This window comes from Reichenbachiella sp., assembly GCF_033344935.1.
Taxonomy (GTDB): Bacteria; Bacteroidota; Bacteroidia; order Cytophagales; family Cyclobacteriaceae; genus Reichenbachiella.
Genome location: NZ_JAWPMM010000001.1, coordinates 2,325,757 through 2,340,357, shown reverse-complemented (window position 1 = coordinate 2,340,357; position 14,601 = coordinate 2,325,757). Strand labels below are relative to the sequence as shown.

General features: G+C 38.8%; 11 protein-coding genes. 4 read left to right on the top strand and 7 right to left on the bottom strand.

What is annotated here, in order from left to right:
- The first annotated feature begins 3 nt into the window (after positions 1-3).
- The 3 genes from R8N23_RS10115 to R8N23_RS10105 all read left to right on the top strand — a co-directional run bounded on the left by R8N23_RS10115 (position 4) and on the right by R8N23_RS10105 (position 3,474).
- Positions 4-759 carry an enoyl-CoA hydratase/isomerase family protein gene (locus R8N23_RS10115; RefSeq protein WP_318171476.1) on the top strand — a complete coding sequence of 252 codons (756 nt, stop codon included), beginning with the start codon at positions 4-6 and terminating at the stop codon, positions 757-759.
- 69 nt (positions 760-828) lie between these two features.
- A complete protein-coding gene (locus R8N23_RS10110; protein ID WP_318171475.1) occupies positions 829-2,916 on the top strand; it encodes a thiamine pyrophosphate-dependent enzyme in 2,088 nt (695 codons plus the stop codon).
- Between the two features lie 72 nt (positions 2,917-2,988).
- Positions 2,989-3,474: a CAP domain-containing protein gene (locus R8N23_RS10105; RefSeq protein WP_318171474.1), complete on the top strand. Its 486-nt coding sequence runs from the start codon at positions 2,989-2,991 to the stop codon at positions 3,472-3,474.
- On the opposite strand, the gene R8N23_RS10100 is transcribed toward R8N23_RS10105, so the two are convergent.
- From R8N23_RS10100 to tsaD, 7 genes are all read right to left on the bottom strand, one after another.
- Positions 3,471-4,805: an ATP-binding protein gene (locus R8N23_RS10100; protein ID WP_318171473.1), complete on the bottom strand. Its 1,335-nt coding sequence runs from the start codon at positions 4,803-4,805 to the stop codon at positions 3,471-3,473. The two genes, R8N23_RS10105 and R8N23_RS10100, sit on opposite strands and share 4 nt — an antisense overlap.
- 99 nt (positions 4,806-4,904) lie before the next feature.
- Positions 4,905-5,588 (bottom strand): DUF6989 domain-containing protein, encoded by a 684-nt coding sequence (locus R8N23_RS10095; protein ID WP_318171472.1) that lies wholly within the window; start codon positions 5,586-5,588, stop codon positions 4,905-4,907.
- 8 nt (positions 5,589-5,596) lie between these two features.
- Entirely contained in the window at positions 5,597-6,811 is a 1,215-nt protein-coding gene (locus R8N23_RS10090) for an oxygenase MpaB family protein (protein ID WP_318171471.1), read from the bottom strand.
- Between the two features lie 95 nt (positions 6,812-6,906).
- Positions 6,907-7,416, bottom strand: a complete 510-nt coding sequence (locus R8N23_RS10085; protein WP_318171470.1) for an HNH endonuclease — start codon at positions 7,414-7,416, stop codon at positions 6,907-6,909.
- Between the two features lie 90 nt (positions 7,417-7,506).
- A complete protein-coding gene (locus R8N23_RS10080; protein WP_318171469.1) occupies positions 7,507-8,268 on the bottom strand; it encodes an NlpC/P60 family protein in 762 nt (253 codons plus the stop codon).
- 10 nt (positions 8,269-8,278) lie between these two features.
- Positions 8,279-8,740, bottom strand: coding sequence for an SsrA-binding protein SmpB (smpB, locus tag R8N23_RS10075; RefSeq protein ID WP_318171468.1), 462 nt, complete (start codon positions 8,738-8,740; stop codon positions 8,279-8,281).
- A gap of 70 nt (positions 8,741-8,810) precedes the next feature.
- A complete protein-coding gene (gene tsaD, locus R8N23_RS10070; protein ID WP_318171467.1) occupies positions 8,811-9,815 on the bottom strand; it encodes a tRNA (adenosine(37)-N6)-threonylcarbamoyltransferase complex transferase subunit TsaD in 1,005 nt (334 codons plus the stop codon).
- A gap of 325 nt (positions 9,816-10,140) precedes the next feature.
- On the opposite strand from tsaD, the gene R8N23_RS10065 reads away from it, so the two are divergent.
- Positions 10,141-14,532 (top strand): translocation/assembly module TamB domain-containing protein, encoded by a 4,392-nt coding sequence (locus tag R8N23_RS10065; protein WP_318171466.1) that lies wholly within the window; start codon positions 10,141-10,143, stop codon positions 14,530-14,532.
- Positions 14,533-14,601: the final 69 nt, after the last annotated feature.

The following is a 14,601-nucleotide window of genomic DNA, read 5'->3' as shown; positions in this document are numbered from 1 at the left end:
AACATGAACGGAAGCGTAAACATAGAAATCAAAGCAGGTATAGGCACAATCACCTTTTTCCACCCTCAAAGTAACTCCTTACCAGGAGAGATTTTGAATCTTTTAGCTCAAACAATAACTGAAGCCGGGACCAACGAAGCAATCAAAGTCATTGTTCTAAAAAGTGAAGGAGATCGCGCTTTTTGTGCAGGAGCCAGTTTTGATGAACTCATAGCTATCGAAGATTTTGAAACGGGCAAGGAATTCTTTTCTGGCTTTGCCAAAGTGATTAATGCTTCAAGGAAATGTCCTAAACTGATTATCGGTAGAGTTCAGGGTAAAGCAGTCGGTGGCGGTGTAGGATTGGCAAGTGCGGTGGACTACTGCATGGCAACCAAGTTTGCCTCCATCAAACTAAGTGAATTGGCTATAGGAATTGGCCCATTTGTAGTTGGTCCGGCAGTAGAACGCAAGGTCGGAGTTTCTGCTATGTCCCAAATGGCAATCAATGCCACAGAGTGGCAAACCGCAGCATGGGCAAAAGACAAAGGACTCTTCACCGATATTTTTGAAAGTGTGGATGAAATGGATGAAGCTATTCAGGTTTTGGCTGATAAGCTGGCTTCATCAAATCCGGAGGCCATGCTTCTTCTCAAACAAATTTTCTGGGAAGGAACAGAGCATTGGGACGAATTATTGGCTGAGCGAGCTGGGATGAGTGGAAAACTAGTGCTTTCCGATTTTACCCGAAACGCAATTAATAAATTTAAAAACAAGTAATTGAATCATTCCGTCATTCCTGTAAACAACCAGGATTGACGTTCGATATAAATCATTAAATACCCAATAATGGCTACTACGAAAAAAGCGAACAATAAACTAACAAACATTAGTAAGCATAATCTATTGAAAGCGTATAAACTTATGGCTACAGCAAAAACGTTGGCTGATAAGTATGAAGAAACTTTTAAAGTGGTTTCCAAGTATGTGCATGCCACTTCTCGCGGCCATGAAGCCATTCAGATTGCTACTGGGATGCAATTACTTCCGCAAGATTATCTATCAGCCTATTATCGTGATGACGCCACATTGCTTGCTATTGGTTGCACACCATATGATTTAATGCTCCAGTTAATGGCTAAAAAAGATGACCCATTCTCTGCAGGCCGAACTTATTACTCCCACCCAAGTTTGAAAGAAGATGATAAGCCAAAGATTCCACATCAATCATCTGCGACAGGCATGCAAGCCATTCCCACTACTGGCATAGCCATGGGTATTCAATACAAAGAATTGAGGAAAATTGGAGAAAAGCACAAAGAGGCACCGGTTGTAGTTTGTTCGTTAGGTGATGCCTGTATAACGGAGGGTGAAGTAGCCGAAGCCTTTCAAATGGCAGCCTTGAAACAACTACCCATCATTTATCTGGTTCAGGATAATGAGTGGGACATTTCAGCGCATGCCAGTGAAATACGATCAGGAGATGCTTCAGAATACATTAAAGGCTTTCCAGGCATCAAAGCCATGAAGGTAAATGGCACCAACTTCCTAAAGTGCTATGAAACTATGGAAGAAGCCATCAAGTATGTACGCAAAGAAAGAAAACCTGTATTAGTTCACGCAAAAGTGCCCCTTCTTAATCACCACACTTCAGGGGTAAGAAAAGAATGGTATCGTGACGATTTGGACGAGCATATGCAATACGATCCTTATCCTTTCTTTAGAAAGCAGTTAGAAGACATGGGTATCAAAAAATCTGAGCTTGATAATCGTGAAGAAGATGCCAGATTGCTTGTAGATGATCACTACGACAAAGCCTTGAAAGCAGAAGATCCGAGTCCACAAGATCTATTCACTCATGACTATGCTCCTACTCCAATCACGGAAGAAAAGGGAGAAAGAAGTCCAAAAGGAAAAGAAAAAGCGGTGATGGTAGACAGTGCATTATTTGCCGTTCAGGAGTTGATGGAGCAACATGAAGAATGTTTGCTTTATGGTCAGGATGTTGGACATCGCTTGGGAGGTGTATTTAGAGAGGCTGCTACTTTAGCTCAGAAATTCGGAAAAGACAGAGTATTCAATACCCCGATTCAAGAAGCCTTTATTGTAGGAAGCACAGTGGGTATGTCAGCTGTTGGCTTGAAGCCAATTGTAGAAGTACAATTTGCAGATTATATATGGCCGGGATTGAATCAACTTTTCACGGAAGTGAGTAGGTCATGCTATCTCACCAATGGCAAGTATCCTGTCAGTATGATTTTGAGAGTACCTATTGGGGCATACGGTAGCGGTGGACCATACCATTCATCCAGCGTGGAGTCTGTTGTAGCCAACATCAGAGGAATCAAGATTGCCTATCCTAGTACAGGCGCTGATATGAAAGGTCTGATGAAGGCCGCTTATTACGACCCTAACCCAGTAGTCATGTTTGAACACAAGGGACTTTATTGGTCTAAAGTAAAGGGTACAGATGCAGCAAAAACCGTCGAACCCGATGCTGACTATATCATTCCATTTGGTAAAGCCAGAATTGCCTTAGAGACTTCAGCAGAAGCTTTAGAGAATGGGGAAACAATGACCATTATCACCTATGGCATGGGCGTTCATTGGGCGTTAAATGCTGCCAAAAAATTCAAAGGAAAAGTAGAAGTCGTTGATTTACGAACGTTGCATCCACTGGATACAGCTACCATTTATCAGTCAGTACGGACACATGGAAAATGTTTGGTTGTTACGGAAGAACCCGTAAATAATACATTCGCACAAAGTATTGCGGCTCGAATCCAAGAGAATTGTTTCGAATATTTGGATGGGCCAGTTCGCACGATTGGCTCTGAAAACATGCCAGCTATTCCTTTGAATTCAACTTTAGAAGCTGCCATGATTCCATCGGCGGAGAAAGTTGAATCAGTCATTGCTCAAATGCTTGTGGATTAAGGTCAAACATTCAATACCATATTATAGAATGTAAAGAGTAGATTTTTGTAAATTGATCTTAAATAGATCATGATGAAAAAATCTACTCTCTTCATAATAATCATCACTTGTACGCATTTGTTACTGGCTCAAAAGGCTGATTCAGATGAAGTAGACCTTCTGTTAGAAAGACACAACTTTTGGCGTGCTGAAGTCGGAGTAGATGACATCAGCTATTCTAAGGAATTAGCAGAAGTTGCCAACAAATGGGCTATACAACTAAAGAAACAAGGCTGCATCTTCAAGCAAAGTGAAAATGCCTATGGTGAAAACATATTCAAGGGAACGGTGGGTTACGTCACCATTAGCGACGCAGTAGACTCATGGGGCGCAGAAAAAAAGAACTACGACTACAAAAAGAATAAATGTGAATCTGGAAAAATTTGCGGTAACTATACTCAAATAGTTTGGAAAAATTCCACTGAAGTGGGTTGTGCAAGAACGATTTGTGATGGGTCTGTAATTTGGATCTGTAATTATAATCCTCCTGGTAATTTTGTCGGGCAAAAACCTTATTAGGACTGTACCATAGGAAATTCAACGCCGAAAGTTGAACCAACTCCGACTTCTCCTTCATACCAAACACGACCATTTAACAACTCAGCGTAACGCTTGACGAGAGAGAGCCCTAAGCCTGATGAACTTTCTCCATCTGTAGGTCGGGTACTCAATTTGGAGAATTTTTTAAACAATTGCTCTTGCTCCTCTGTATTAATACCGGGTCCTTGATCAGACACTTTCACTTGCACAAGGTCCGCTTGTTTTTCAATGAAAATTTTAACCTGTGTATTGTATTCAGAGAATTTAAGTGCGTTGGAAATGAAATTTTCAAAAATCAACGGCATGTAGGTTCGATCACCTTTTACCTTGGCCGACTCGTAGCTGTTTTCCAGTATCAGTTCAATCTGCTTCTTATGCGCAGACATCTCCATTTGCTCCACCATATCCCTCAACATCTCATTGAGGTCTACCTCTTCCCAATTAATTTTCAGGCTTTGCTGATCGGACAATTCCATCTCTAAAACACTATTAATCAGGTTTTGTGACTTTTGTGCTGACTGACTGATCATCTCTACATACTTGCCCCTGGTATCTCGGTTTTCCTCCACGCTCAACAAATGGACCAAGCTGGTAATATTTGAAAGGGGGTTCTTTAGATCATGGGCTAGAATTCTTATGATATACTCCTTTTCTTCTACGTGTTTTTGAAGGTCTGCCGATTGAATACCAATCGTTTCTTTTTGTTTTTTAAGAATTTCATTTTTTTCTTCTAACTCTGTCAGTGCTTTCCTTTGAATAGATTCGAAAACGTAAGCTATAAACAGCACGATGAGCAACAAACCAGGTAAAACAGAAACGAACCAAGCAGTTTTCATCTCAGGATTATACTCCACAGGTAACTGCTCTCCTTCTAAAGCCAATAGTCCAAACCATTGCATGACTAGATAAGAAATTCCTCCCCAAGCCAGACCAGAAACTCTATTTACTACGAGAATAGCCAACACCGGAATAGAAACTATCCACGGGTAAATCGCAGACCAAATACCACCAGAAAAATAAGTAAGCGTATAGACTGCCAGCGCACCGATCAGTACGTACAGATTGCCTAGAATATTAATTGGCATTTTTGTTTTAGACAAAAAAGGTAGTAGCAAAAAGCCAACTACGTTGAATACCATTAGCTGAACCCCAAGCTGATACTCAAAGTAAACACTCATCCAGATGTAAGCATTGGAAAACAAACTAGTAAGCAAACACGCTCTAACAAATAGACGTGCCCTTCTCAGTTTGTCTGGAACAGAAAAATAGGCAGGGTGGATGAAGTAGTCAATTATTGCAGAGACCTTCATACATAGCTTTTAGTAAAAAAATCAACCTTCTTCACTAATATAATGTGAAATACCATTCTACCCCTCTTCAACACAACAAATTTACACACGAAACAATATTCAACCAGCAATAGAAAAAGCCAAAAATGCGCTTACCAAAATCCATATACCTTCAATTGCCCCAAGAGAAAGCGTCTTTTTCAATGAGTGCTCCTCCGCATTTTGAATCAGAATAGGCAATGACAATGATATTAAAGCCTCACATACAATAACATAGACCGGAGCGTTGAAGACCATAAGCGTATTATTCTTGTACCACCACCAACCTGCGTTGTTAGCAAGATGTTCGTAGAGAGGAATGTACATACCACCAGCCAAGCCAAGCATCAAAGAGGCTTTTAATATACCAAACCTTCGGGTGAGTAGGACGCCAATAAACCCAAGCTGCAAAATCACATTGCTCCAAGCGAATGGCATATAGGCAGGAGAACTCCATATCATCAATTCCTTGCCAGGGTAAACCAGACTGTTAATTGTCTCAACCAAATAGTGATCCGTAGCCAATTCTAAAATTCCCGCCACAGTCCCAAAAATGACTAGGCGAAGGACCAACGGATTTTTGTATCGAATCGCATAGAACCAATAAAACCCATACAAGGAATAAGTAATAATACTGGCTGTAATAGGCCCAAGGGACTTTATTGAGCTAACCAGAGACCATCCAACCAGCACTCCGGATGAGATCAAAATAACTAAGGTAGTTTTCTTATCCAGACCAGCGATTAACTTTTTTTCAGTTTCCATATTAGGTATTAATTATCTGAGACACCCCAGTTTTTCTTTAAGGAAGGAGGAATTAAAAAATGTGTACGCTGACCGCTGTTGTAAAATTTGATAATTCCCTCCAATAACACCTTATTGAAAGGTTTTGATATTTCATTCACAAAATTATCTCGCTCAAAAAAGCTAATAGTTCCAGCTAATAGCTTTGTGAGTTTCAGTACCAAATGGTCTGCGGCACCAACTTCATGATCTACTCCAATACACTTGGCCAAATCGACACCACAGGCATCTGAATACTCTTGTAGAAAAGTGTGCATCAAATACCCCGACAACTCATCAAACGCATCCCCAGGAATCATATCGTTTACGAACTGAATACATGAACTTGTAAGTGCCTTCCCAGCTTCTGAAGGTGCTGCCTGGTGTTTGAGAATTTTTGTTGCTAATTCAAATCCTTCATCAAAAGTATCTGGCAATAATTTTTCATTAATTCCCATGAGATAGCCAACTACCTTCCATGAATGCATATAGGCATGTATTTGTTCAGGAGTTAAATCAACCTTTAGTTGTTTCAGCCCTGAAAGGATTACTGGAGCAAAAGACATTAGCGTTCCGGCCAGATCTTCTTGATTGATGGGTTCTCCAAAAGTCTGAACATTCCAGCTTTTTCCGTCTCGCCTATTTTTTAAATAATACCGAATGGATGCATGAATCAAACGTACCTTTTGAGTAGTTACAATACCTTGTCCTCCTAGAGCCAATCCACCCGGAGACATTACATTCAGCACCATTTGTGCCGTTTCCATCAATCGACGAGCCAACGGGTCTACATCACCCTTATGGGTCAGCAGTCTTCCTGTATCATAAAGTACTTGCGCTCCTTTGGCACAGGTATAGCACAATGGGAGTGAACTCACATTGAGGAGCATAAATACCTCTGGTCCATAAGTAGCGAAGACCCCCTCACCTTTCAAAATCAAATCCGTATCTGCCCACTCAGGCAAATCGCAGGTAGATTCGAAGTATTCAAACAAAATATTGTTCAATTCAGATCCCAACGAAGAAAAGGTCTCTCTATCAAAACTATGGTTTTGAACTATCGACATAAAGATTTCATTGATTTGCTGTTCAAATCCAGAATCAATGACTTTGGCTATCGTATTGTCGGCTATGGAATCCGTCTGCAATCGGCATTGGTTCAAAAATGGACTGGTGATCTTTGAGATATCAAAGGTCTCTTTCATACTTCAGATTGGTTACTTTTTCTCAATTATAAAGTGAATATAACCATTCTCGGGGAAGTCTAAATTATTGCCTAAGAAATAAGAAGTAGTTTAAATTATGCCACAGCTGGTGCATTCAGATAGGAAGCCCACTCTTTTTTCATTGCACCTAAATTATTGCGTAAAAACATAATATATGAAGGCTTAAATGGAGGCCTTTTTAACACCAAACCAGCTTCTTCCAACGTGTAATTTCCTTTTTTTGCATTACAGGCCTTGCAAGCAGTCACCAAATTATTCCAAGTAGATTTACCTCCTTTGGATCTTGGTACCAAATGATCTAAGGTTAGGTCACCGTCTACACCACAGTATTGGCAAAGACCATGATCTCTCTTGAATATATTTTGGCGTGTAAGGACCACTCCTCGGTAGGGTACTTGAATATAATTTTTGATTTTGATGACAGCAGGCATCGGGTAGGTGGTTGAAACCGTATGTAATTCTTCTTTTTGATCCGCCTCCAACAAATCGGCTTTCTCCAAAAATACTAAGAGAAACGCGCGCTGGACTGTACAAACCGTAAGTGGGCTATAATCCTGATTCAATACAAGTACTTTTCCTGACATTGCCTCCGTTTTTGAATTACATAATTGTAATAGGCAATGAAAATAGCCAATTAAATGCTAAAATCGAAACTTAATCGACGGGATAACCGACTAAGCCTGTTCAGGAACCAGTTTCTTCAGTAATATTCGACGTGCTGAAAGTTCTTTTTCTCCTACTTCGGTTGAGCTTATTTTTTTGACTTCTCCACCATAGACACCAGCGTATTCATCACCACCTAAAAATATGTAACCGCTCGCTCCTTTTGTCCCGGAAAAAACCAAATCCCCTGGAACCATTTCATCCAAATTACTAACTTCCTGTCCTGACTTCATCTGTTCTTCAGTAGTTCGTGGCAACTTATATCCACACACTTTGAAAACCTGTTGAATAAATCCTCCTGAATCTACTCCAAACGGAGTTTTTCCTCCAGATAAGAACGGAGCGTTTAAATACTTTTTCATCACCTCTTTAAGAAACTCAAACTCACGTTTTTGGGCGAGGCTCTTAGATTCGCCATTAAAGGCTACTTGCTCCTCGAGTTTGAATAACTCATTGGTAGAAATGGGAAGGACACTTCCGAATAGAATATGAACATGTTTTTTTTGAAAGTAGATTGTACCACTGAGGTCAATACACACTTTATAATCAGAGAGGTTTACCTGATCAAAGTATTCTTCACTAATTGGGGTATGCTGGTTCTTGCTAATCCAGCCTACTGAATTATCGAAGTGAAGTTGAATGTGGACCATATCCTTCTTAACCTCCAACACGGAATAATGCTCACCGAAAAGTAATTCTGATACCAATTCAGAGTCACTTTTGGGATTGGCTCTCATGGCTACTACGCTCAAGCGACAAATACCCTTAGGCATCTCATTCATACTAATATTGATTTCGTTCTAGCTCTCTTTTCACATCTTTCTCTTTGATGCTATCTCTCTTATCATGAATCTTCTTTCCTTTAGCTAGTGCCAATTCCAATTTGGCGTACCCTTTATCATTGACAAAAAGTCTGATAGGAATAATAGTTAGGCCCTTCTCTTGGCTTTTAGAATCTATTTTATCCAGTTCTACTCTGTTCAACAACAGTTTTCTCTCTCTTAATGGTTCATGGTTATTAAATGTACCTTGCTCATATACAGCGATATGCATACCTTTTATAAACATTTCTCCTTTCGAGATATAACAATAAGCTTCCTGCAGACTGGCCTTACCTTCCTTGATCGACTTTATTTCTGTGCCTTTCAGTACTAAACCGGCAACGTACTTGTCGATAAATTCAAACTCGAAGCTCGCCTTTTTATTTCGAATATTTACTTGGTTTGAAAATCTCCCCTTGCTCATCGTTACACAATCAAATTAAAGTTATAATTTTTAATATATCTGATTAAAATCAAAAAATGAATCAGATTAATTAGAATTTCATTCTTGGCATAGGTGATACCGACAACGGAGCAGTATCTCCGGCCAACCATTGATAATGTGCCGTCATTCCAATCATTCCAGCATTGTCTGTACAATATTCAAATCTTGGAATAAAAGTCTCCCACCCTTTTTCAACAGCCATTTCTTCTAATTTACTTCTGAGGCCACTATTGGCAGAAACACCACCAGCAATGGCCACTTGACTGACACCCTCCTGCTTCACTGCCAATTCTACTTTCTCCATCAACATATCGATCAAATGTCTTTGAATACTTGCGCTCAGATCATTCTTATTCTTCTCAACAAAATCAGCATCTTTCATTTTTTCCCTATTTAGGAAATTCATGAAACCTGTTTTAATTCCGCTAAAAGAGTAGTCCAAGCCAGGCATCGATGTTTCATTGAAAGTGAATTTTGTTTTATCACCTTCTTTAGCCAGCTTATCAATCAAAGGGCCACCAGGATACGGCAAACCCATCAGCTTAGCACATTTATCGAATGCTTCACCGACTGCATCATCCGTAGTTTGACCGAGAACAGTCATATCCAAATAATCATCCACTCTCACAATTTGAGTATGTCCCCCGCTAACCGTTAGGCACAAAAAGGGAAATTTTGGTTTTGGTTCTTCTATAAAATGTGCCAATATGTGCGCCTTCATGTGGTGTACACCAATCAACGGGATATCCAGTGCCAGTGCCATTGATTTTGCAAAAGCACCTCCTACCAGCAGGGCTCCGAGCAAACCAGGTCCCTGTGTAAAAGCAATAGCTGACAAATCAGACATTTTCACATTCGCCGTCGTCATAGCTTCTTTCACCACCGGCCCTATAGCCTGCTGATGTGCCCTAGAGGCCAATTCCGGAACCACTCCACCATATTTACTATGAATCTCCTGTGTGGCTATCACATTATTCATCACCTTGCCATCTATGCAGACAGAAGCAGAAGTTTCATCACATGAAGATTCTATAGCCAGAATAACATTTTTCACGTTTAATACTTTGTTTGATTGTAATAGTTGTGGCTTAAAAGTACAAATCTGGGCATATTTTTTGTACCATCAATCAAAGTTCCGTAATTACCGATGATTATTGTTTAAATAATCCAAATTACTTTTGCGGAGCAGTAGTTTCATGAAGGAAAATTCTCAAAAAAATTCAAAATTAAGGCGAAGGCTATCTAGGCTCTTTTTGTGGCTTCCTATCCTATTAGTCGCTCTGGGGATTTTAATATTTTCCGTATTTCAAATTCCAAAAATTCAAACCCGATTTCTGAATAAAGTCTCTTTTCTAATAGCTGAGAATACCGGATTTGATGTGAGTATAGGACATGCCAATCTCACGTGGTTCGATCACATGATACTCCAAAATGTTCGGTTATACGACCATCAAAACGATAGCACACTTATATCTGTAAAGAACATAAAAGTTGATTTCAAACTTTTCGATTTTCTAATCAATAGAAAATTGAATGCAGACAAATTAGAACTTGAACGCCCATACATTCATGTAATCAAAGAAAATGATTCGACTGAAGTCAATATTTCAAGATTTATCACAGACCTAAAAGACATCTTTAAGAAAAACAGAAAAAACAAAGAGAAAAAAACCGCCTTGACTCTAGATGAAATCCTTATCAAAGATGGATTATTTTCATACAATGACTTGAGGTTTGCCCCGACCACAGAAGGTAAAGATTATCGCCATTTTTCTTTTGACTCTATTCAGGCACACGTTTCTTATTTTGGTTTCATCAACGATAGCCTTGGAATGAATATTAATCATCTTAGTTCTATCGATCCAAAAGGTCAACTCAATATCAGGGAATTTGTTAGTGACTTTTCCTTCACAAAAGAGCAAATGACTTTCTCAAAGCTAACCCTAATGACTACTCAAAGTCTAATTAAGGATTCAATCATTTTGAAGTATGACACCCCCTCTCAGTTCAAATATTTCACCGACAGTATTTCATTCTATGCGAACCTAAATAATTCGGTTATTAGCACGAATGAAGTTGCACTTTTCAGCTCGGCTCTTTCTAAAGTGAACCAAGGACTAGAGATGACTGGCCAAGTTTCTGGTTCCATTAACCGCCTCAAAGTGATGAACTTTAATATAAGATCTGAAGGGAACACCTATTTCGGGGGCAACGCCGAGTTTTACGGCCTTCCAAAGATCAAAGAAACCTTCATTAATCTTAAGATTTCGCAATCTGTTGTAGACCCTAAGGATATCACTAATTTCATTTCTCCTGACATTCAACAACAGGCTTTAAACATAGGGCAGGTTGATTTTAAAGGAAGTTTTATGGGATTTCTTACAGATTTCGTAGCTAATGGTCAAGTAACGTCTTCGATTGGTCAAGTAAATACAGATATCAATTTTAAAATTAAAGAAAATAATAAGGCATGGTACACAGGCGCTCTCACACTCAAGCATTTTGACCTTAGAAGTATCCTCCACAACCAAGAAGACCTTAAGCACATCACTCTTGTTGGAAAGATAAATGGCAGTGGCCTCAGAATAGATAATACAAACTTCTTTTTAAACGCTCGGGTGGACTCCTTACGGATAAAGGATTATAACTATAAAAACTTAGCTGCCAACGGCCATTTTAAATTGGGTTTTTTTGATGGTAAACTATCAGCAAAAGATCCAAATCTTAATTTTAACGGAGAGGTCAAAGTAGATCTAAAGGATCAGAGAAATAAGGTCAACATTAAAGCCAAACTCGATACAGTCAACCTCTATGCCCTTGGATTGACGAACCATGCATTCAATCTCTCGTCCTTCGTTGATATTGATATGAAAGGATTGAAAATGGATGATTTGGTTGGCTACATCTCATTATACGACAATCATATTGGATATGATGATAAACTCCTTCATGTAGATTCAGTTAAATTTCTATCCTCCTTAATTGGTCCACAACGAATTATTCATTTTGAAACAGACGGCCTAACCGGTGAAATGAAAGGGGAGTTTAGAAATAGCGTTTTCTTAAGAACCATCAAGGAATTCTATGAAGAGATAAAGCTTAATCTTAAAAACAATGAGGAAGACCTTGATTTATATTATGCAAATAAACTTGACGCCCAGCTTGAAAAGTATGATGTGAAAGTTGATCTAAATTTTTGGGATCTTAATAGATTCGTGAAGCCATTTTACCCAGAATTTGATATATCAAAAGAGGTCAAACTTCGAGGGTCATTTATTCAAGACAGTACATCCAGACTTACATTGTTTGGTTCAATCGATTCATTAACAATCAAAAATGTATCTCTCTCGAAAAATTATGTAGACATCAATATCGCGAAAGATTACTTTGGCAGAAATACGCAAGCCTCAGCTTTTGCATCGTCCAATAATCAAAAATGGTCAGAAAAGTATCATACAGAAAATGCCTTTACCGACATTAATTGGCACAAAGACAGTATGACCATTGCCATGAACATAGAACAACCCGAATTCTCGAATAGCCTTGCAATTGAATCGTCAGTGAAGTTTTTCACCGATTCCACTCAACTTCATTTCCAAAATTCGAACATGGAAATTTTAGGAAAACAATGGATTTGGGACACATCGAATAGAATTACCAATAAAGATGGTGAATGGGTTTTTAACAGCGTCAGAGCTTCCAATGGGCCTGAAAACTTAGAAGTATCAGGCATGTATTCATTGAAGTCTCCTGAGGCACTATTTATAGACTTAAAAGATTTCAATATTCAAAATATTCAGTCCTTAGTGGCTAATAAAGTAGAAGGATCAATCGACGGAAGAATAAAAATAAAGAGACAACCTGAAAACGATTTGATTGAAGGAAATCTTATCGTACGCACCTTGAAAATTGAGGACTTTATGGTGGGTGATCTCTTTGCAATATCAAAATGGGAAAGCGAATCCGAACGCTTGGTTATGAATGTTGACCTTGTTCACAATGGAAAGAAAAAAATTGATATTTCAGGCCATTTCTTCCCTAAAAGAGAAGTCAACCAACTTGATCTCAAAGCAAAATTCGATAGCGCAGATCTGAAAATAGCTGAACCATTTATAAAAAAGAACTTTACCAACATTGGCGGAATGGCTTCTGGGCAATTTAGCATCCTGGGCACACCCACGTACCCTATTCTCAAAGGCACAGGAAAAATAACAAATGGGGATTTATTAGTCAATTACCTTAATACCCGTTACCAGTTCAATGGTAATTTGATTTTCGACGAAAATGAAATAAGTACAAGCAACCTTGTTTTGACTGACAGCGAAAAAAATAATGCCTATCTATCAGGCGGAATTTTTCACGATGGTTTTAAAAATCTGGTACTGGATTTCCAAGGAGTGTTTGAAAACTTTAAGCTACTAAACACTTCTGCGGCAGATAATAATGCCTATTATGGGATAGCCTACGGCACCGGTAATATTAATTTTCTGGGAGCTATAGACAACATTCAAATCACTGCCGAAGCACAAACAACCAAAGGAACCAGGCTCTCTATTCCCCTTGGGGAATCTTCCGATTCTCAAATTGAACAAAAGGAATACATCGAATTCGTCGATTTGAAAGACGCACAAAATGTGCAGAAAGTAATAGAAGAAGTACACACTCAGGAAAAACTTAAAATCAAGGGTATCGAATTAGATTTTGATTTAGAATTTACACCTGATGCTTATGTTGAGTTAATTTTTGATGTGCAAGCAGGTGATATCATCAGGGGGCGTGGTAATGGCAACATTGAACTTCAAATTAACACCGACGGGGATTTCACGATGTTCGGTGACTATACCATTGAAAGTGGAGGATATAATTTCACTCTATATAATATTATAAACAAAGAATTCGACATCAAAAAAGGCAGTACCATTTCATGGTATGGAGATCCTTACAGAGCAATATTAGACATCTCAGCATCCTACAGACAGCTGGCATCCCTTGCTCCCCTCATGGTACGTTTCTTAGACCCAGACGATCTCAACTCACCTGAAACTAGAAAGAAATACCCTTCAATTGTAGATCTAAAATTAAGAGGGAATTTATTGACACCGGAAATTAAATTTGATATTAACATCGAGGACTATCCTCCAAATAATCAATTACCAAATAGCTCTGTTACACTAGATGAGGTTGTTACTGCTTTCAAGGCAAATCTGAAAAACAATGAACAAGAAATGAATCGACAAGTGTTCAGCTTGATTATTCTAAGGAAGTTTTCAACCGAAAACAGCTTTCAAGTCAACAGTCAGACCTTAGGTAACAGTTTGAGTGAATTCGTTTCGAACCAATTGAGCTATTGGGCCACCCAGGTCGATGAAAATTTAGAAGTGGATGTAGATTTGGCAGGTTTATCAGACGATGCCTACAATACATTTCAATTGAGATTATCATACACCTTTCTTGATGGTAGACTCCGTGTCACAAGAGGTGGTAGTTTGCCTAATCAAGAAACTAAAGGGGATGTAAGTACAATTATTGGCGATTGGACCGTGGAATATTTACTAACCGAAGATGGTAGATTCAGAGTGAAAATGTACAGCCGATCAGATTTAGACGATATTAATTCCCAACTCGATGAAAGTAATTTCGAAACTGGTTTTAGCCTTCAATATATCAAAAGCTTTGATCAACTAAACCAAATTCTTTCTGACAACAGAAAAAAGAATATTTCTAAAAGAGAAAGTACTTCCGAAGAAGCGAAAGCATCAAAAGAAATCTAAAATATTCCTAATTTAGACTTCTACTAACCCTTTATTATGATTACTTTTAGATAAGAAAATTAAAACCGC